The sequence below is a fragment of the Microbulbifer zhoushanensis genome (assembly GCF_021729055.1).
GTDB classification, from domain to species: Bacteria; Pseudomonadota; Gammaproteobacteria; order Pseudomonadales; family Cellvibrionaceae; genus Microbulbifer; species Microbulbifer zhoushanensis.
The window spans coordinates 24,763-42,518 of the sequence record NZ_JAJSAO010000010.1 but is presented as its reverse complement, the minus strand read 5'-3'; the positions used below and the strand labels follow the sequence as shown (position 1 = coordinate 42,518).

Annotated in this window: 16 protein-coding genes and 1 tRNA gene; 7 read left to right on the top strand and 10 right to left on the bottom strand. The window is 63.4% G+C overall.

Going from position 1 to position 17,756, the window contains the following annotated elements; all coding sequences use genetic code 11:
• Positions 1–134 precede the first annotated feature (134 nt).
• Positions 135–554: a c-type cytochrome gene (locus LVD10_RS17505; RefSeq protein ID WP_232940580.1), complete on the bottom strand. Its 420-nt coding sequence runs from the start codon at positions 552–554 to the stop codon at positions 135–137.
• Between the two features lie 397 nt (positions 555–951).
• Between LVD10_RS17505 and LVD10_RS17500 the strand changes: the two genes are divergently transcribed.
• Positions 952–1,028: transfer RNA gene (locus tag LVD10_RS17500), tRNA-Arg, on the top strand.
• Positions 1,029–1,068: 40 nt separating this feature from the next.
• Positions 1,069–1,650: a GntR family transcriptional regulator gene (locus LVD10_RS17985; protein ID WP_255774811.1), complete on the top strand. Its 582-nt coding sequence runs from the start codon at positions 1,069–1,071 to the stop codon at positions 1,648–1,650.
• A 209-nt stretch (positions 1,651–1,859) separates the two neighbouring features.
• Here the strand turns inward: LVD10_RS17985 and LVD10_RS17490 are convergent, their stop codons facing one another.
• The gene (locus LVD10_RS17490) at positions 1,860–3,554 is read right to left on the bottom strand and encodes an alkaline phosphatase D family protein (protein WP_237064456.1); all 1,695 of its coding nucleotides are present in this window, start codon (positions 3,552–3,554) and stop codon (positions 1,860–1,862) included.
• Between the two features lie 135 nt (positions 3,555–3,689).
• Between LVD10_RS17490 and LVD10_RS17485 the strand changes: the two genes are divergently transcribed.
• A complete protein-coding gene (locus LVD10_RS17485) occupies positions 3,690–5,183 on the top strand; it encodes a C13 family peptidase (RefSeq protein WP_237064455.1) in 1,494 nt (497 codons plus the stop codon).
• A 19-nt stretch (positions 5,184–5,202) separates the two neighbouring features.
• On the opposite strand, the gene LVD10_RS17480 is transcribed toward LVD10_RS17485, so the two are convergent.
• Complete coding sequence (locus LVD10_RS17480) at positions 5,203–5,757, bottom strand: DUF4166 domain-containing protein (RefSeq protein ID WP_237064454.1); 555 nt, start codon at positions 5,755–5,757, stop codon at positions 5,203–5,205.
• A gap of 157 nt (positions 5,758–5,914) precedes the next feature.
• On the opposite strand from LVD10_RS17480, the gene mtgA reads away from it, so the two are divergent.
• Positions 5,915–6,595 (top strand): monofunctional biosynthetic peptidoglycan transglycosylase, encoded by a 681-nt coding sequence (mtgA, locus tag LVD10_RS17475; RefSeq protein WP_232940571.1) that lies wholly within the window; start codon positions 5,915–5,917, stop codon positions 6,593–6,595.
• A gap of 100 nt (positions 6,596–6,695) precedes the next feature.
• Here the strand turns inward: mtgA and LVD10_RS17470 are convergent, their stop codons facing one another.
• The 3 genes from LVD10_RS17470 to LVD10_RS17460 form a co-directional block, all read right to left on the bottom strand.
• Positions 6,696–6,977, bottom strand: a complete 282-nt coding sequence (locus LVD10_RS17470; RefSeq protein ID WP_237064453.1) for a hypothetical protein — start codon at positions 6,975–6,977, stop codon at positions 6,696–6,698.
• Between the two features lie 67 nt (positions 6,978–7,044).
• Positions 7,045–8,076 carry a zinc-binding dehydrogenase gene (locus LVD10_RS17465; protein ID WP_237064452.1) on the bottom strand — a complete coding sequence of 344 codons (1,032 nt, stop codon included), beginning with the start codon at positions 8,074–8,076 and terminating at the stop codon, positions 7,045–7,047.
• A 197-nt stretch (positions 8,077–8,273) separates the two neighbouring features.
• Complete coding sequence (locus tag LVD10_RS17460; protein ID WP_237064450.1) at positions 8,274–9,059, bottom strand: hypothetical protein; 786 nt, start codon at positions 9,057–9,059, stop codon at positions 8,274–8,276.
• A gap of 377 nt (positions 9,060–9,436) precedes the next feature.
• Between LVD10_RS17460 and LVD10_RS17455 the strand changes: the two genes are divergently transcribed.
• From LVD10_RS17455 to LVD10_RS17445, 3 genes are read left to right on the top strand one after another with little or no spacing between them, the layout of a single operon-like run.
• Positions 9,437–11,107, top strand: a complete 1,671-nt coding sequence (locus LVD10_RS17455) for a VRR-NUC domain-containing protein (RefSeq protein ID WP_237064448.1) — start codon at positions 9,437–9,439, stop codon at positions 11,105–11,107.
• On the top strand, positions 11,095–13,653 hold the full coding sequence (locus LVD10_RS17450; protein WP_237064446.1) for an ATP-dependent DNA helicase: 2,559 nt from the start codon (positions 11,095–11,097) through the stop codon (positions 13,651–13,653). The genes LVD10_RS17455 and LVD10_RS17450 overlap by 13 nt, the downstream gene beginning before the upstream one ends.
• Positions 13,654–13,673: 20 nt before the next feature.
• On the top strand, positions 13,674–14,471 hold the full coding sequence (locus LVD10_RS17445) for a CLCA_X family protein (RefSeq protein ID WP_237064444.1): 798 nt from the start codon (positions 13,674–13,676) through the stop codon (positions 14,469–14,471).
• 77 nt (positions 14,472–14,548) lie between these two features.
• On the opposite strand, the gene LVD10_RS17440 is transcribed toward LVD10_RS17445, so the two are convergent.
• The 4 genes from LVD10_RS17440 to LVD10_RS17425 all read right to left on the bottom strand — a co-directional run bounded on the left by LVD10_RS17440 (position 14,549) and on the right by LVD10_RS17425 (position 17,623).
• Entirely contained in the window at positions 14,549–15,028 is a 480-nt protein-coding gene (locus LVD10_RS17440; protein WP_232940564.1) for a hypothetical protein, read from the bottom strand.
• A gap of 77 nt (positions 15,029–15,105) precedes the next feature.
• A complete protein-coding gene (locus LVD10_RS17435; protein WP_232940563.1) occupies positions 15,106–16,539 on the bottom strand; it encodes an RtcB family protein in 1,434 nt (477 codons plus the stop codon).
• A gap of 41 nt (positions 16,540–16,580) precedes the next feature.
• On the bottom strand, positions 16,581–17,000 hold the full coding sequence (locus LVD10_RS17430) for an archease (RefSeq protein WP_232940561.1): 420 nt from the start codon (positions 16,998–17,000) through the stop codon (positions 16,581–16,583).
• Positions 17,001–17,152: 152 nt separating this feature from the next.
• A complete protein-coding gene (locus tag LVD10_RS17425) occupies positions 17,153–17,623 on the bottom strand; it encodes a DUF3291 domain-containing protein (protein ID WP_232940559.1) in 471 nt (156 codons plus the stop codon).
• Between the last annotated feature and the right edge of the window lie 133 nt (positions 17,624–17,756).

Sequence of the window (17,756 nt, the reverse complement as noted above, 5' to 3'; positions counted from 1 at the left end):
GGGTCGGTCGCGGCGCGGGGGCCGGGCGGACACAAGGTCCGCCCCTACAGGCCGCTTGCGTTGAGAACAGGAAATCCGGGCACAAAAAAGGCCGCTCAATGAGCGGCCTTTCTGCAACCGGGGTAAGCAATCGCTTACTGGCTGTTCTCCGCCATGTAGTCCACGGCGTTCTGGATCTCCTCGTCGGAGCAGTCCGCACACAGGCCCTTGGCGGGCATCGCCCTGATGCCGTTGATGGCGTTGGAGTACAGGGTCTCCATGCCCTGGGCAATACGCGGGGCCCAGGCATCGGCGTCGCCAAACTTGGGCGCCCCGGCCACACCGGCCGCGTGGCAGGTCTGGCAGGCGCCGTTGTAAACCTGCTCACCAGTGCGCGGACCGCCACCAGCGGCGGCAGCGCCACCGGCCGGAGCCGCTGCGGCGCACTCGTCGCCCTTCATGCAAATCTCGCCCACCGGCGCGATGCGCTCGGCAATCTGGTCGTCCACGGACTGTGCCACAGCCGCGGCAGTCCCCACGGCCAGGGCCGCTACAATACTCAAAATCGCTTTCATTCGGTTCCCCCTAGAGGCAGCCACCGCCGTCCGGTGACTTCCGGTACTCGCTTCGGCACATTGCCGCGTATATATACCAGCCCGGCATTATAGTCATTGTGCCGCCCGCTGCGAAGGGCCGGCAGGCGAAAAGCCAAATCCAAGCTTCACCCGCCCCCACCCCTTCTGTATAATCCGCGTCCTCGCCGGGTTGAGCCGTATCGGTCACCCAGAGCGAAAACCGCCCCTAGCTCAGCTGGGTGAGGCAAGCGAGTGCAACGCACCGCGTTGCGCGCCGCCGAACGCCACCAATCTGCGATTGGTGGCCGGGCCCGAGCCCCGCGAGGGGAGCGTCGCAGGAAGCCGAAGGCTTCCCGGGCCAAGGCAAGCACTGTACGACTTTGAAAAACCAGTTTTCCCGCCCCTAGCTCAGCTGGATAGAGCGTCGCCCTCCGGAGGCGAAGGTCAGAGGTTCGAATCCTCTGGGGCGGGCCATATACAAGAAAGGCCACCCAACGGGTGGCCTTTCTTGTATATGGGTTGCTCCAGCGATCAGATTCGAACCTCCGTTCGACCCGGAGCGCAGCGGAGGGCCGCGACCAAAGGGAGCGCATCCTCTGGGGCAAGTCCGCAAAGCGGACTTGTTGAACTCCCCGCACCTCCAATCCAAAAGCCCAGCTCCACCCAACGGGTGGCCTTTCTTGTATATGGGTTGCTCCAGGGCCCAGATTCGCGACCGGGGGGAGCGCATCCTCTGGGGAAAGTCCGCAAAGCGGACTTGTTGAACTCCCCGCACCTCCAATCCAAAAGCCCAGCTCTACCCGACCTGGCAATCCAGCAATTGAACACCGGCTCCCTCTACGGGCTGTTGCACGACCAGTACGAAATTGTCGTGGACCATGCCAGCCAGGAGATCAGTGCCACCGTGGTGGATGAAGAGAAGGCAGACCTGCTGCAGATCCCCGCGTTCAGCCCCGCCCTGCTGGCGCAGCGCACTGTTTACGACGAGCAGGGACGGATTATCGAGCTGGCCAGGGGCCTGTATCGCGCCGATCGCTATCGCTTTAACCTGATGGTGCAGCGCAACGGCACCCGGCTGGCCTCGGTGTACGAGTAATGGCCGAGGGCCGCTTCAACACACCCGGGGGTACCGCGATTACCCGCACCGAGGTGGTTACCCAGTGGTTTGCTGACGCGATTGCAGCCAGGCCCCATCGTGGCGATCATTCCACGGCACCACTTGAGAGTTAGCCGGCCGGCGACTTGCCACCACTTTTCCACCACTGGATCCCGGCCTGCGCCGGGGTGACGTCAACCACCCCTGCTTCAGGCCGGGCGATGCACCACAGTGTGGCTGCCGGCTTCGGCGAACTCGGTACTGTCGATGTTATCGATAAAGTGCCAGTCCGCTTTTACCTGTTCGCGGTTGAAGGTCAGTGCCATAAAGCCGCGCTGGTGCAGGTTGCAGTACTGCAGGTCGTCCACCAGCACCGACATGCCGCGGGCCATCTCCGCCGCGGATTGCTCGTCCAGCTTCAGGTAGCTCTCCATACCCGGTGAGGTGACACTGGGCGTGGCAAATTCCACCCCCACCAGCTTGCCGCTGTCATCGGTCAGGTGATTGCACCAGGCGTTGTGGGTATCCCCCGCCACCACCACCAGGTTCTTGCCCTGCGCCGCCACATGGCGGTAAAGCGCCTCGCGCTCCACCGCGTAGCCATCCCAGGCGTCCAGGTTATAGGGCACCACCTGTGCCAGCCGCGCCCGCTGGGCATCGGACAGGGGCTCGCCTTTCAGGCTGGCGGCTTTCAGCTGGACCAGCTCCGGCGTCGGGTCTTCCTTTTTGCCCCGGCTGTAGAAACTCATCATCACTTCCGCCGGCAGGTGCATCTTGCCCATCAACACCTGCTGGCCCAGCAGCTGCCAGTGGCCGGGGGACTGCTCCAGCGACTGCGCCAACCAGTTGCGCTGGGTGGGACCGAGCAGCGTGCGGTCCGGGTTTGCCAACGCGGCGCCGAAGGCTCGACCATCGAAGCTGCCGTCCTCCCCCAGGTAACCGGTGAAATCCAGCTGCTGGTCGCGGCCGATCACGCGGGTATCCAGCATATGCAGGTCCAGCAGGTCGCCGAACCGGAAGCTGCGGTAAATCTGCGGTTTGGTCTCGCCCATGGGCGGGCGGATTGGCAGCCATTCGTAATAGGCCTGGATTGCCGCGGCGCGGCGCTCGTAGAAGTCACCCTCTTCCGGACTGTGGTTTTCCGCCCCGCCCTTCCAGGTGTCGTTGCTGATTTCGTGGTCGTCCCACACGGCGATAAACGGTGCGGCCGCGTGCAGCGCCTGCAGGCCGGCATCGGTCCGGTAAAGGGCGTAGCGCTTGCGATAATCGGACAGTGTCAGGATCTCGCCGGCATTGTCGGCCGGCAATGCGCGGCCGATCTCCGCCGAGCGCTCGGTGGCATAACCGTCGGCCGGGTATTCGTAGATGTAATCCCCCAGGTGCAGCACTGCATCCCAGTCATCCCGCTGCGCCGCCAGGGCATAGGCATTGAAATAACCTGCGGGGTAGTTGGAGCAGGAGAACACGGCCAGTTTTACCTGTTCCACACCGCCGGCGGGCAGGGTCCTGGTGCGCCCCACCGGGCTCTGTTCGCTGGCACCCACAAAGCGGTAGTAGTAGCGGGTTTCCGGCTCCAGTCCCTGCACATCGATTTTGACGGTGTAATCACGGCCCGCACCGGTTTCCGCGCTGCCCCGGCGCAGGACATCGGTGAAATCCCGGTCCCGCGCCAGTTCCCAGGTAACCCTCACCGGATCCCCGCCGCTGGCGGTTTTCGCCGGTACGGCGCGGGTCCACAGGATCACCGCATCCTGCAGCGGGTCGCCGCTGGCGATACCGTGGGGAAAGCCGACCTCGGAGGGCAGCTCGGGCCGGGTCATGGCCTGCAGTGGGGTGGATACCAGCACACCGCCGCTGGCGGCCAGCGCGGCTTTGATGAAATTGCGTCGAGTCAGTCTGCTCACGGCTGCCCTCTTCTGTTTATTGATTATCGTAGGCAATTTACCCGCTCAGTATGACAGCCCGGCTAAAGTATGGTGAAGCACGGGGAATGCCTTTTTGTTAGTCTGGGGGCAGATGTCCGCAACCTGGAACAGTCCATGAAACCCCTCTCACCGCTCACTTCCCTGTCGCTATCCGCGCTGCTGCTGGCCCTGGCCGGCTGCGGGCCGGAGCAGTTCGGCGGCGGCACGGCCCTGCCGGACGGCTCGGTTTACACCGGCGAGCTGGAAAACGGCCTGTTCCACGGCGAGGGCGAACTCAACTGGCCGGACGGCCGCCACTACGAGGGTGAATTCAACCAGGGCCAGATGAGCGGCGAGGGGCGGATGGTGTTTGCCGATGGCTGCACCTATGCCGGGGAATTCCAGAGGGGCGATTTCCACGGCCAGGGCCACTACGCCTGCGGTGATGCGGTATGGGATGGCGAATTCCGGCAGGGGGAACTGGTACAAGGCACGGTGACCTCCGCCGGCGGCGATACCTACCGGGGCGAATTCCAGGAATATGCCCCCCATGGCCAGGGCCACCGCACCACCGCCGATGGCACCGATTACGAGGGCACCTTTGAATACGGCTACCTGGTGGAAGGCAGCTACCGGGACGACGAGGGCTACCAGTACCAGGGCGAGTTTGAATACACCTACTACAACGGCGAGGGCGAACTGACCCGGCCGGACGGCACCATTATCCGGGCCAACTTCCAGTACGGCGAGGCCAGCGGAGAGGGTGTGCGTATTCGCGAGGGCGACAACGGCGAGCGGGTGGAGGAGCAGGGCTATTTTGTCTCCGGCCGCTACTACCCCAGCGAACAGGCCTGGCGGGAAAGTGACACCCGGCAGCGGGCGGAAATGGAATCCCGCCTGTACAGCGAGGCCCAGCGGCTGGAATCCGCATTTTCCGGGCTGGCGCCGCAACGGCCGGGCGTGCGCGATGTGTACACACTGATTGTGGGCGGCGACGGCACCGAGGGCGTGTTCGCCCGCGAGGTGGACTGGGTGGCGCAGCGCCTGGGCACCGTGTTCGATATTGAGGGCCGCCAACTGCGCCTTACCAACGGCGGCAGCGGCGAGCTGCCGATGGCAACCCGCACCAGCATCCGCCGGAGCCTGGAACAGCTCGACTCGATACTCGACCCGCAGGAAGACCTGCTGCTGGTCCACTTTGTCAGCCACGGCGACAAGAACGGCGACCTGAAGCTGGCAGAGAAGAACCTGGCCCTCAATGATCTCTCCGTTACCGAGGGCACACAGTGGCTGGACGACCTGGAAACCCGCTACCAGTGGATCATCATTTCCGCCTGCTACTCCGGCCAGTGGCAACAGGCGCTGGCGAACCCCTATCGCGCAGTCTTTGCTTCCGCCGCAGCCGACCGCACCTCGTTTGGCTGCAGCGACGACTCCGAGCGCACCTGGTTCAGCGCTGCCCTGTACGGGGATGCGCTGGAAATGGGAACCAGTGATCCCGCCGCCTGGTTCACGGCCGCCAACCAGAGGGTTACGGAAATGGAAAAAGAGCAGGATATCGCGGCGGATGAACACTCAATGCCACAGCATTCAGTCGGCAAGCAGTTCCTGCAGTGGTGGCAAAACTAAAACCTGCGGGCTCGCCCAATCACGGCGCAGCGTGCCCAGCGGTCAACAGGCCACTGTAGGAAACCAGGGAGCCAAGTATCGGCAGGGAAAACTCCACGTGAAAGCGGTACTTCCCTGCCTCTATGACTTTGTAAGCCCGGGAGTCCGGAATTAGCCAGCGCGGCACCGGCACCCCCAGGAACTTCACTCCGAGACAACGCCAGAACCAGCCGCCATCGATAATATCCACCGTCAACTGCATGGACAGCGGCCCGGTTTCCTCAATCCAGTAACCCTGCCCGATATTCCCTACCGGCCGGAAAAGGGAATCGACCCGGTTCGTTCCGTTGAAACTGCGGCGCCAGTGCAGTCCATCAGCATCGTGTGAAATGTCGACGGCCAACCTGTGGGCACCCGGTTCCGGTAGATTCATTTTTCTCGCAAGGCGCCGCCCAACCAGGCCGGCAAGCCCACTACCCCTGGCCAGGGTTACCTCACCAACCAGCCTGCCACCCCGGATATGTAGCTGCTGGAGCATCGGGTGCAGGTCGGTAAACTGGCATCCAAACCAGTCTTTCACAATGGTGCTGGGCATGGGGGGCTCCGGGAGACTCGCTGCGGTCATGTGCCTGTATATGATCGATTGCATGATTCTGTTCGATGCTGTCAGCTGAGTAAACTTGATCGCCGGAACCCACGGCCTGCCATGCGGTCCCAGTGAATCGACCGAGAAAACCTGAAACCGAAGCATTATGACCCGATACCTGCAACGCACCGCCAAGTACACATTCTGGCTCGGCAGCGGATTTGTCGTGGTGACCGCACTGATGGTCCTGGCCCTGCGCTGGGTCGACCCGGCCTCCTCTGCGGTGATCTCCGCGTGGGAGCGGGAGAGCGGGCGCGAGGCGGTGCACCAGTGGCGGCCGCTGGAGCAGATCTCCCCCAACCTGCAGGTGGCCGTAATCGCGTCGGAAGACCAGAAGTTCCCCCACCACTTTGGCTTTGACTTTGCCGCGCTGAAGAAAGCCCTGAACGAGGACCGGGGGCGCATCCGTGGCGCCAGCACCATCACGCAGCAGACCGCCAAGAACCTGTTCCTGTGGAACGGGCGCAGCTATGTGCGCAAGGCGCTGGAGGCCTGGTTCACCGTGTTGATGGAAGTCCTCTGGCCCAAGGAGCGTATCCTCGAGGTTTACCTGAATATCGCCGAATTCGGGGAAGGGGTCTACGGCGCACAGGCGGCGGCCAGCAACTTCTTCGGCACCTCCGCCCAGCACCTCAACCGCTGGCAGGCCGGGCGGCTGGCAGCGGTACTGCCAAGCCCGAAGCGGATGTCGGCACGCAACCCGTCAAGCTATGTGCGCAACCGCGCCTACACCATCGACCGGCAGGTGCGCCAGCTGGGTGGGACCGGTTACCTGGGACAGCTGTAAAGACGTTGACGCTTCGCCCGCGGCCAGGCTCCAGGCTTTTACACGGTAATACCATACCCAACTACAAACTGAACCCTTGTACGGCACGGTTTCATTGCAGTCACCTATGCGCACTGTCTCCCCCGCCGTCCAGAGCGTAGGTTAGGGTGAATACCAGAACCATCGCAGCGGACAGGGTAACACCGGTGAAGTCCAGGCGCCGGATGAGGCCATCAGGTCCTTCCGTAAACGCAACGACAAGCCCCACCAGGAGTAGTGCTGTTGTGGACAAGCAGAAACCAAGAGCCGCCATTTTCCTTCTCGAAAAGCCCCTTGCAGAGAAAAAGCCTTTCAGGAACTGCAAGGTTGAAACGGCCAGGACAGCTAAAAATAAAGTACTCATCCCCTTCCCTCTCGATCCACTAGCCCGCAGGGGAGCGGGGATTAAATTATTTCAGGTAACAGAAGAGCTAACTGCCCTCCGTAGTGAGTACCACCTTGCCCACCGACTTGCCACTGCGCAGGCATCCAATCGCCTCATGTGCCTCCTCGAAACCAAACTCGTGACCCACGTGGGGCGCCGGTAATCCCAGGCTGGCACTGCCCTCCAGCAGGCGATCAAATAGCGCCTGTTCCTGCCACAGCCAGATCAGGTTGAAGGCCATCACCGAGCGGTTGCTGCTGATCATATCCATCACGTCGTAGCGCGGCCGCTTCAGGTACAGCCAGGCGGCCTTCAGCCAGTTGGGTTTATCACCCGGGGTAAACTCTGCAGCCCCGAACACCACCAGCCGCCCGGTGGGTGCCAGCGCCGCGAAGGACTGTTTCTGTATCTCGCCGCCGATGCCGTCCAGCACTGCGTGCAGCGGTCGGCCGGCCAGCTGTTCCCGCAGCTGTGCCCCGAAGTCGTTACCGCGCACGATCACCTCATCGAAACCCAGCCCCGCCAGGAATGTGCGCTTGCTGTCCGAGCTGACCGTACCGATGGGCACGGCACCCATTTGCTGCAGCATGCGCATGGCCTGCAGCCCCACGCCGCCGGCGGCGCTCTGCACCAGCACCAGCTGGCCCGGCCGCACCGCACCCAGGTCAGTCAGCGCGTAGTAGGCAGTAAGGCTCTGCACCGGGAAGGCCGCCCCCCCGGCGAATGACCAGCCCTCGGGCATCCGGCGGCAGTGCTGCGGCGGTACATCCACACTGGTGGCGTAGCCGCCGAAGCGGATGCAGCCGTAGACACGGTCTCCCACGGCAAGGTCGGTCTCAGCCGCGGCACCCAACTCGCTCACTATCCCACTGAATTCCAGCCCGGGGACAAAACTCCCCTCTGGTGTGGCCGAGTAGAGGCCGGTAAGCGCGAAGATATCGGCGAAGTTCAGGCCCACGGCCTTCACCTCCACCCGGATTTTATCGGCGGCCAGTGGCTGCAGTGGTTCCTCCACCAGCTGCAGGTTACTGATGGCTCCGGCCTTGCGCGTGCGCCAGGCACGCCGGGACTGGCTCATGAATAACAACCTTTCATTTACGCGGTGAAAGAAGTCAGGGTAACGGTATGGAGATCGTGCGGCCAGCCTGGACAGCCGGCGGGATTGAGGCCATCAATGGACGGCCGCTGCAGCAGCCGGCCGCTTCCCGGTCGTGACCGTTAGGCGAGCCAGCTGCAGGGCGAAGGGAATAACAGGAGGACTATTAAGCGAGGCCGCTATTCTTCAGTGCTTTCCATCCCTGCACCAGTTGCGGATTCCGGGGCTTGCGCAGCTTCGCCAGCCTCATCCGCCGCTTCGATTCCGTCCGTGCTTCCCTGTTGTTCCATGGCCGCCTGCAGGAACACCCGCATCAGGTTGTCCTTGAGTTGCTGTCGATGGGCGGCACGGAGTTTTTTCAGGTGTGCGGATTCACCGGGAACCTGTAGCTTCGGCAGGACTTCGCGGACAAACTCATCGCCATCCCAGGGCACCGTCGCCTCGCTGTCAAAGCTGCTCCTGACCTTGATAAATTTGTCACCCTCGACAAACAGGTACACATTGGAAAAATACCGGCCACCATTATTGGTCTCAAACTCAAATGAGGCCTTGAGTCCCTCCAGCTGTCCGTCGGCGGAAGCTACCGTATGCGGCTCCACCTGTTCGGCTCCCCGCGAGCGGTAGTAGCCAAGTTCCGTCGCCCGATCAATCTCGGCAAGTACCCTCTGCATCTCCTGCTGCAGCAGGGACTCAGTGTCGCCCCAGTCGAAGTGATTGATCGGGTATACAAACAGGTCCAGGTTGTCAGATGGATACTGCTTGTTGGCGTAGTCGTAGAGCACGCCGAGCATGGGCTCATCAAAAATTTTGCTGTCGGTCTGGACAAAATGCTCGGTCTCGGCCGGTGCGACCTCTATGGCCGTGTAATCGGTGGCATCCGCGGGCCTGGCAGGCTGGTGCGAGTCGACGGAGGCACAGGCGGCAATGGCCGCAGTGCAGAACAGGAGGAGGGATTTCCTGAGCATCACAGGGTTCTCCAGGATTGCGGTTTATTATTGATCTTTTCACGCGCGACCGCATACCGGCGACGGCAGCCAGAAAAGGCACGGCCAGCAAGAAGGGTCTCCATCCTGCTGTCCGGTCATTGCATCATACCGGCTTCGCGCGCATCCATACTAACCGCAAACTACAGACCCGGGTTGGGATCACGGTCACAGTGGTATTCCATCCAGCCGGGCCGGCGCCCCTGTCCAGCGGGTCGGCTGCAGGGTTTGTCGTCGCAGGCCCCATGCTGTATAACCATACAGCTCCCGTGCGGCAACCGGCCCGCTGTCCCCAGCCGGCCCTCACCCGCTTCCGCAACACCACCGCTGGCAACCATCCCGGAACAACCTGCAGGCCCATGAGCGAACCCGTCGAACTGGCACCGGACTATTACCTGAGCAACTTCCGCGCCCTGGTGGATTTTGTGATGGCGCGGTATGAGGGCCTGCTGTCGGCGGGGGAGCAGCGCTTTTACCGGGACTTCTGCGCGCTGCAGCCGGACAGCCAGCGGCTTTATGTGCGGCTGCTGTCGCGCAAGGGTGTGCCGTCCTCCTGTGGCGCGCTGTTCCGGCTGGAAAAACTGGCCTATGCCGAGATCACCGACCTGCCCCGCGCCGCCGACCAGCTGGTGGAAGCCGGCCTGTTATTGCGCGACCCGGCACTACCGCTGGAAGAAATTCTGCCCCTGTTCACCAAGGCAGAGCTGCTGGGCAACAGCCCCGCTCCCCTGCCAAAAGCGCTGAAGCGCCCGGAGCTGGAACAGGCCCTGCTCGAGCAGGAGGCCGCAACGCCTGCCTTAATGAAGGCACTGCTGGAAGGGGAAACCCTGCTGGCGGTGCAGGCGGCGGAGCACTTCGAGACCTTCAAGCTGTGCTTCTTCGGCAACCTGAACCAGGACCTGACCGACTATGTGCTGCGCGACCTGGGGTTGTTCCGCTACGAGGCCTACCCGCTGGACCGGGAACACCTGCCGTTCCGGGACCGGAAGCAGATCGACCGGCACCTGCGCTATTACGATTGCCTGGCCCAGCTGGAGGAGGCCCTGGAGGGCGAAGCCGAAGACATCCTCGCACTGGCGGAGCAGCTGCCCGACGGCATCGATGGCGATGCCACCCTGCACCGGCGGCTCGACCGCCTGCGCCTGACACTGGCCCGGCAGCTGGAGCGCATCGACGCCCTGGAGGCCGCCGACCAGCTCTACCAACGCTGCACCCGGCCACCGGCGCGGGAGCGGCGCGCACGCATCGCGGTCAAGCGCGACGCTGTCGACACCGGCCTGGCGCTGTGCCGGGAAATCCTCGACGCGCCCCACAACGAGGCCGAACAGGTATTTGCCGAGAGCTTCGGCTACCGCACCGCAAAGAAGGCCGGGCGCCTGGATGGCTGGGAAGCACCGGCCCGGCACCAGCCGCCCACGGAGACCGTCGCCCTGCCCCGGCTAGCCGAACGGGTGGAATTGCTGGCGGCGGCGCACCTGGAACAGGGCCACGAGGAGAACCAGTGTTACTGGGTGGAGAACACCCTGTTCAAGGGCGTGCTGGGGCTGTACGTGTGGGACATCCTCTTCAGCCCGGTGCCCGGGGCCTTTTTCAACCCATTCCAGGTAGCGCCCAGCGACTTCCGCACCCCCGACTTTTATCCACAACGCCGCGCGGCGTTCGAGCAGCGCCTGGCGGAGCTGGACGCTGGCACCCTGGCGGAGCGGGTATGGCTCCACTACCGGCAGAAACAGGGTATCGCCAACCCCCTGGTGGCCTGGGAGGGCCTGCCGGAAGAGCTGCTGGCACTGGCGCTGGAACGTATCCCCGCCGACCACTGGCGAGCGCTGTTCCGCCGGCTGCTGGGGGATATCGCCCACCACCGCAACGGCCTGCCGGACCTGGTGCTGTTCCCGGCCGGGGGCGGTTACGAGCTGGTGGAAGTAAAGGGCCCCGGCGACCGCCTGCAGCAGAACCAGCAGCGCTGGCTGGCCTTTTTCGCCCGCCACCGGATCCCGCACCGGGTACTGCATGTGGAGTGGCAGCCTTGAGCGAATCAACAGCCGTGAGCGAGGAGTCACCAACCTCGGAGAGCGACAACACACTACAACTGTCGGTCAAGGAACTGGTGGCGTTCGCCTGCCGCAGCGGCGACCTGGCCAGCGACGGGCCCGGCGGCCCCACCGCCGAGGAGGGCATCCGCGCCCACCAGAAACTGCAGAAGAAACGCCCGCAAGGCAGCGAGGCCGAATACCGGTTACAGGTTCCACTGCAGGTCGACGGCCAGGCTGTGGTACTGGGCGGGCGCGTGGATATCCTGCACCCACCGGCAGACCTGCACACGCCTGTGCAGCTGGATGAGATCAAGACCACCTACGTAACACCGGAACAACTGCCGGACTCCGCCCGGGCACTGCACTGGGCGCAACTGAAAATCTACGGCTACTGCTACCTGCTGCAGCAACAGGCCGCCACAGTGAAAGAGACCGGCCCGGGAACCGGCGATGGCGAACGTGTGGCCCTGCAGATGCTGTGGCACAACCTCAAGGACCGCAAAACCTACCCGGAACGGCAGGAATTCAGCTGGCCCGAACTGGAGGCTTTTGCCCAGGCCGCCCTCGGGCAGTACCTGCAGTGGCACCGCGACTGGCAGGCACACCGCGGGAAAGTGCGGGCAACATCAAAAGCACTGGCGTTCCCCTTCCCCGCCTTTCGTCCCGGCCAGCGCGAGCTGGCGGTGGCCGCCTACCGCTGCCTGCGCGACGGCGGTGAGCTGGTGGTGGAAGCGCCCACCGGCATCGGCAAAACCGTCAGCACCCTGTTCCCGGCCATCAAGGCGGTGGGCGAACAGCAGGTGGACCAGCTGGTGTACCTCACCGCAAAGAATTCCGGCCGCCGGGTGGTGCGGGAAACTGCGGCGCGCTTGCATGAGAAAGGCCTGCGGCTTTCTGTGCTGGAAATCCAGGCGCGGGACAAAACCTGTGCCTGCAGCCTGGGCCTGTGCGGCCGCGACGAAGACGGCATCTGCCCGCGTACCCGCGGTTTTTACGATCGCCTGCCGGAAGCCCGGCGGGAGCTGCTGGGCCAGCCACTGCTGACCCCGGAAACCGTGGCGGCAACCGCCGACCGCCTGCAGCTTTGCCCGTTCGAGCTGTCACTACAGATGCTGCCCTGGGCCGACCTGGTGGTATGCGACTTCAATTATGTATTCGACCCGCTGGTGCGCATGAACATCCTGCAGGACCAGTCCCGGCGCCGCGCACTATTGGTGGACGAGGCCCACAACCTGATTGGCCGGGCGCGCGCCATGTACAGCACCAGACTGACCCGCGGCGACAGTCGCCACGCCGCGGCCGCCTGCAAGGGCACGCACCCGGCCCTGCGTCGGGCGATCCAGTCGCTGGTGCGGGCACTGGATCAATGGGTCATCGAGTGCCGGGAAGCGGGCAATCCCCACCATACCCAGGCCACCACACCAGATAGCCGCAACAGCGAACTGTGGATAACCCCACTTGTGGAAAACGACACAGGCAATATCGAGCCCTACCCCGCCGCGGTCAGCCGCGCGGCCCACAAGGTACTGACGGTGGTGAGCCAGCTGTGGGAGCAGTCCAAGGCACCGCCAGAGGACATCGCCGACTGGCTGAAAGCGCTGTTCCGTTTCCTGGCCATCGAGCAACTGGTGGGCGACCAGCACCGCTGCCTCACCCGCGCGGAAAAGCGGGGCGCCCGATGGCAGGAGCAGGAACTAAAATTCTTGTGCCTGAATGCCGCCGATTACCTGGCGCAGGCCTACCGGCAATTCCACGCGGTGCTGGCCTTTTCCGCGACCCTGCGTCCCCCCGGCTATATCTACCGGCAGCTGGGTCTGCAGGCGGACGCCCCCTACCTGGCCCTGCCTTCGCCATTCAACCCCGACCAGCTGGGCGTGTTCCTGTGTCCCTACGTGGACACCCGCTACCGGGCCCGCGACCGGTCCACCGACGCGCTGGTGGACATGGTGGCGCGGGTCTACCACAGCCGCCCGGGGAATTACCTGGTGTTTTTCCCGTCCTATCGCTTTATGCAGCAGGTGGCGGAACGCTTCGGCGAACGTTACCCCGGGATCGCACTGGTACAGCAGCAGCCCGGGGCCGGGGAGCAGGAACGCGGCGCCTTCCTGGCGCACTTTGCCGATGGCCGCCAGAGCCTGGGTTTTGCCATCATGGGCGGCGTGTTCGGTGAGGGTGTGGATTACGTGGGCGAGCAGCTGGTGGGCACCATCGTGGTGGGCGTGGGCCTGCCGCAAATGAACCAGGAGCAGGAACTGCTGCGCCGGGCCTGCGATGAAAGTGATTCCGCCGGCAACGGCTTCGATATCGCCTACCGCTACCCGGGCCTGACCCGGGTACTGCAGACCGCCGGGCGGGTAATCCGCACCGAGTCGGACCGGGGGGTGGTGATCCTGGCGGATACCCGCTTTACCGATCCCTTCTACCGCAACCTGTACCCGGAACACTGGCAGCTGCAGGCCTGCAACAATGGCGAGGCACTGTCACAGGGGCTCGGGGCCTTCTGGGATACTGCCGACGACAGGCCCGCGCCGGCGAAAACTTGACTGGAGAGATAACGGGACCGATGGTACTCAACCGACAGTTCTACCGCCGCAGCCCCGTCCGCCGGGAGCAGGACACCGTCAGCTTTACCGACGTGCGCCGGCGCTTCGGTTTCCGCTCCATCAGTATCGGTCGCTGGGTGACCCAGGCCGAGCGGGATCGCGCCGCCGGCCTGTTCTACGACGCGCTGGTGGACCTAATGGCAATATTGCAGGGACCGGAAATCCTGGTGTCGCTGCGCGGCTCGCTCTCTTTCCAGTACGGCACCGGCGGCCGCCCGGGCATCTCCGCCCATTACGAGCCGGCGTCGCGCACTTTCGCGCTGGCCAAGAACGCCGGGCCCGGCTCCATCGCCCACGAATGGTTCCACGCCCTCGACCACTACCTGACCGACAAGGCATTCAGCGATGCCCCCGGCCGCATGTTCGCCTCGGAGGCCTGGCTGCGCGACGCCACGCCAGTGGTCCACCCGCTCAACGACCAGCTGTTTGCCTGCTTCCGCACCATCATGCTCGACGAGTCCGGGGAAAACCCCAGCGAGATGTTCCGGGTATCGAAAACCGTGGACAAGGCCAATGGCTGTGTCTATTACGCCGACCCGGCAGAAATGTGTGCGCGCGCTTTCGAGGCATTTGTGCAGGACGCCAGCATCAGCAATAACTTCCTCGTGGCGGGCACCAAGGCCACGGACGAGGCAAAACTCGGGCTTTATCCCACCGGCGAGCACCGGCAGCGGATCAACAGGGCGTTCAGTGAATATTTCCGCTACCTGGGCGGAGCGCTGCGGGCGAACATGGAGCGTGAGGCAGAAAAGTCCTGAGCTTCAGACTATTCACAGCAATATTTGGCTTTTTTACTCTCCAGGCCAACTGCCGGGTTCCCCACCTACCCCTAAAATCAATAGGTCGTGAAAAAGACCAGCAGGTTGACACTGACAACCAGCATCGCGGCCCAGAGCGGCCAGAGATTTGTTTCTGAGCGGGGAAGACGACTTCTCCATGCCCGGAATCTTTTGATCGTTCCCATGTACACCAGTGCATTAAATCCCCACCAGCAAAAGGCAAAGATAAAACTCTTGATGAAGGAAATGGGCTCAGCGGGATTTTCCAGGAAGTAAAAATGAAAATAGAATGTACACAGCAGGGCGAGACCGATAGAGAGTGACACCTTGCGCCCGGAAAACCAGGCTGCAACCCGGTATTGCGTATAAGGAACCAGTTCACTGGCCATCTTCATGCCACATGAATTGCAACGGAAATGATGCTTTTGCGCCTCTGCTTCCGGCAAGCGCAGCATCGATCCACATTCGACTTGATTACAGATGTAAAAAAGCGTCTTTTCCGTCAAATCATTCCCACCTGGTGTAGCAGTAAGCATGTGTTAACCGGGCAGGCTCTCCGTACCCATACGGACAGTATGAATCTGCCGCAGACCGGAAACAATAAGCTTATCCTTCACCCCTTGATGCAAACCACCGGCTCCACCCGGGCCACCTTGTGTACCAGCCCCGCCCGCTCGGCTGCGTCGACCACTTCGCGCACATCCTTGTAGGCCCCCGGGGCCTCCTCGGCCACGCCGCGCATGGAGGGGCTGCGGATGACGATGCCACGCGCCGCCAGGTCGTCCACCAGTGAGCGCCCCTTCCAGCGTTTTGTCGCCTGGCGGCGGCTCATGGCGCGGCCGGCACCGTGGCAGGCGGAGCTGAACGACAGTGACTCGCCGCTTTTCGCACCCGCGAGAATATGGGACTCGGTGCCCATGGAGCCGCCAATCAGAACCGGCTGGCCCACGCTGCGCAACGCCGACGGGATATCCGGGTGGCCGGGGCCGAAGGCGCGGGTGGCACCCTTGCGATGCACGTACAGCTGGCGCTTCTGCCCATCCACCGTGTGGGTTTCGAGCTTGCAGGTGTTGTGGGAAACATCGAACAGCAGCGTCAGGTCCGAGCGCGGCAGCACCTCGCCAAACACCTCGCGGGTAAGGTGGGTAATGATCTGGCGGTTGGCCAGCGCGCAATTGATGGCCGCACGCATGGCCCCCAGGTAGGACTGCCCGAGTTCCGACTGGATGGGCGCACAGGCGAGTTCCCGGTCCGGTAACTCGATATTGTGGCTGCTGGCCGCCAGCACCATGTACTTCAGGTATTCGGTGCCGATCTGGTGGCCCAGCCCGCGAGAGCCGCAGTGGATAAACACCACGGCGTCGTTCTCCCTGAGCCCGAAGGTGTTGGCAATATTCACATCGTAAATATCTGCCACCCGCTGCACTTCCAGGTAGTGGTTGCCGGAACCGAGCGTGCCCATCTCGTCCTGCTGGCGCTTGCGCGCCCGCGCGGAAATTTCATCCGGCTCGGCGCCGCGCATGCAGCCCTGCTCTTCGATGCGTTCCAGGTCGGACGATTCGCCATAGCCCTGCTCCACCGCCCAGCGCGCTCCGCCGCGCAACATGGCATTCATGCCGTGCTCATCCAGGTGGATGCGCCCCGTGCTGCCGACACCGGCGGGGATATGGCGGAACAGGGCATTGGCCAGCTCTGTCTTGCGGGCCTCCACTTCATCGATGGTGAGGCCGGTGCGCAGGGCCCGCACACCACAGGAAATATCGAACCCCACGCCACCGGCGGAGACCACCCCGCCGGCATCGGCGTCGAATGCCGCCACGCCGCCAATGGGGAAACCGTAGCCCCAGTGCGCGTCGGGCATGGCGTAGGCCGCCTGCACGATGCCGGGCAGGGTCGCTACATTGCACAGCTGCTCGAACACCTTGTCGTCCATGGCGCGCACCAGCGGCTCATCGGCGTATATGATGCCGGGCACACGCATCTTGCCGAATGGCTCGATGCGCCAGCTGAATTCCGATTGCTGCTTCAGGGGGTAGTGAGTGGTCATGGATTTGTACGCCGCTGCCGGTCTGGAAAGGTTTCCGGGGCTTACACATCCACGACACACTGGGCCAGCCAGGTGCCGTCGGGTTGTTGCCCCACATGCAGGGCAGTATAGGTGGCGCCCTTCACCTCAACGGTGGGCTGGTGGCGCTCGCGGTCCACTGGCTCGCCCCAGGCGCAACCGTCCAGCCGGCCGTTTTCGATAGCAACTTCGAAGCGGGAAAACAACATATTGCGACATGCCATCTCGAACACCAGCGCGTTGAGCCAGTCTGCCAGCAACAGCTCCGTATCCGGGCACTCGCAATGGATCGGCACCCGCTGCGATGCATTGACAACGCCGGGGTCGGCGATAATCCCCGTCATGGCCAGTGCCGCCTGCTCAAACGCCTGCGCGATTGTGGCGCCGACGCCGCGGACGCCCATATCCGCCTCGTGGCTGAAATGCTCCCAGTGTGCCGGCACTTTGCAAGATTCCTGGCTGAGGTTACCGGCAGCATAGCAACGGCAACAGGTGGAAGTCGGGGCAGGCCGGGGAGAGGCAGGGCGACAGGCTTCTCCCTGCAGGAAAGACCGGCGCGCATTTACCGCAATGAGAAAGCCCTATCGCGCTGCAATTAATCGGCGAGTGCCGTCACGGTAGAATCCGGGGCGGGGAATGGCTTGCGGAAAGTAAAGGCGCGCTCGCCCGGGCCCTCTTCCTGCAACAAGGCCAGTTTTTGCGCCGCCTCCTCTATCGACGGCAGGTGTCCTTCCGGCACCCACCACAGGACAATATACGGCCCCGGCATTTTTTCGAACCACTCTTTCTTGCGCCGCAAAAATTCGAGGTGGCCACTGCGGTAGACGTAGTCGTGCAGTGATTCCAGCGACTCCCATACTGACAGGTTGGCGATGTAGTCGGCACCGAAGAAATCGATCCCGGTCGCGTCCCCCTCTTCCGTCTGCAGGCGCCAGACAAATCCCGGCGAGTCGTCAGCCAACCCGTTGATTCGATCCAGGTTCGCAACAAAATCGGCCAGCTGCGGGGAATCAATCGGCGCGGAAAGCCGGGCGAGATTTAACTGGGCAAGGTGATAACGGCTCAAGGCTTCCTCCCTGGAAGTGACGTGTGCGTTCCTCGCGGGAAGCATGATTTCCATCGATATTGATACTGCACCGGCGGTGGCCGGCACGGAGCGCAAACAACGGGTGCCGCCCCGACGCCCCCAAAAGCGGAAC